This window comes from Colwellia sp. BRX10-1, assembly GCF_014077545.1.
Taxonomy (GTDB): Bacteria; Pseudomonadota; Gammaproteobacteria; order Enterobacterales; family Alteromonadaceae; genus Colwellia_A.
The window spans coordinates 1-1,373 of sequence record NZ_JACGWC010000067.1 but is presented as its reverse complement, the minus strand read 5'-3'; the positions used below and the strand labels follow the sequence as shown (position 1 = coordinate 1,373).

Sequence of the window (1,373 nt, the reverse complement as noted above, 5' to 3'; positions counted from 1 at the left end):
TATGTGTTTGTTGGTTTAAGTGTTCTTAATTAACGCTTCTGCTAACAAGCAATTCAAACGGACAAATAACAGTTGGCTGTCGTTCGTTCCTCACTATTTTAGCCAACTATTATTCGCCGCTTAATTGGGCGTTATATGGCATAGGAGGCTATATGAAAAATCCAAAGTGTGGTGCTTGTAAAAACAAAATCACGATACTAGGATCGTTACAAAACTTTAGTCTTACCAAGATCATATGCCCATTCTGTTTCTACAAAAACAAGATAGATTTAAAGCATTATATTCCCTGGGTTATATTCGGGTTTTTTATAGGTATAGCTTACGCAAGCTTTCAATCTGATGATAATCTGGTCAATACTTTTTCAGTCATATTTTCTATAATAAGTTTTTATCTCTGTAGAATGAACTGGCATAAAATATTGGTGTAAACTGCCATATAACAAGACGTTCAAACGGACAAAAAACAGTTGGCTGTTTCACTCCGTTCACAATTTTAGCCAACAATTTTTTGCCGCTTAACGTGGCGTTAGTTGCCTTTATTCTGGTGGGAAATTCTGCTTTTGGTGTAAAACTCGCATTATTCTAATCGTATCACCATCGACCCAATAAGAAACAATCATTGATATTTCTGGAATGATTAACACTCTTCCACGAAAAATGTCTCTTTTAACACCCATTAGGGGGTGTTCTAGTAAGTTTTCAACTTTAGCTTCAATAGTTTGATCAGTTTTTTCTGCTGCACTTGGATTAAAATCAAAAAGAAATTCAAATATTTTTTCACGATCATTTAATGATTCTTCTTCCCAAAAGATCATGATTTGTCTCTATTACGGATTTTCTGTTTTCTTGCTTCCATTAATTTTTTTGCTTCATCATGCAAAATAAAATTAGCTTTTCCATTATCAAACTTGTCAAATGCTGCATTTATTTGTTCCGATAACCATGCATCATGGCTTATAGTTTTTCTTTGTTCTTCTGCTAAACCTTCCGCAAGTTCTCGGCATGCGTCGCTAAGAGTACGGCCTTGGCTTTCCGCCATTTGTTGCGCTAAACGTTTCGTCTCTTCATCAACTCTAAATTGAATGCGAGTGTCCATAATATGTTACCTTAAATTAGTGTTGTACTCACAAATGTTAGCACTGCAATTAATCCAAGGCAACTAACAAGTTGCTTAAACGGACAAAAAACAGTTGGCTTCCCTCACTTCGTTCGTTATTGTAGCCAAACTATTTTTAGCCGCTTAGCAAAGCGTTATGTACCGCCTTTTTTTAAGGGTAAATTCTTTTTATAAGTTTGGTGGTTTCAAGTCGGCTTGGTGTTTTTTGCCTTGAGTTTTCGCTTTATAGTTTTGCATTCATCGCTATAAAACGAGT

2 protein-coding genes are annotated in these 1,373 nt (G+C 35.4%); both read right to left on the bottom strand.

Annotated elements, in window-relative coordinates; all coding sequences use genetic code 11:
• Nucleotides 1–536: 536 nt before the first annotated feature.
• The gene (locus H4J75_RS19545; protein ID WP_182223048.1) at nt 537–815 is read right to left on the bottom strand and encodes a type II toxin-antitoxin system RelE/ParE family toxin; all 279 of its coding nucleotides are present in this window, start codon (nt 813–815) and stop codon (nt 537–539) included.
• Complete coding sequence (locus tag H4J75_RS19540; RefSeq protein ID WP_182170367.1) at nt 812–1,096, bottom strand: damage-inducible protein J; 285 nt, start codon at nt 1,094–1,096, stop codon at nt 812–814. The genes H4J75_RS19545 and H4J75_RS19540 overlap by 4 nt, the downstream gene beginning before the upstream one ends.
• Nucleotides 1,097–1,373: the final 277 nt, after the last annotated feature.

Bases quoted from the DNA above. Each gene is read 5' to 3' on its own strand.
- H4J75_RS19545 (WP_182223048.1), bottom strand. From the start codon at position 815: ATGATCTTTTGGGAAGAAGAATCATTAAATGATCGTGAAAAAATATTT.
- H4J75_RS19540 (WP_182170367.1), bottom strand. From the start codon at position 1,096: ATGGACACTCGCATTCAATTTAGAGTTGATGAAGAGACGAAACGTTTA.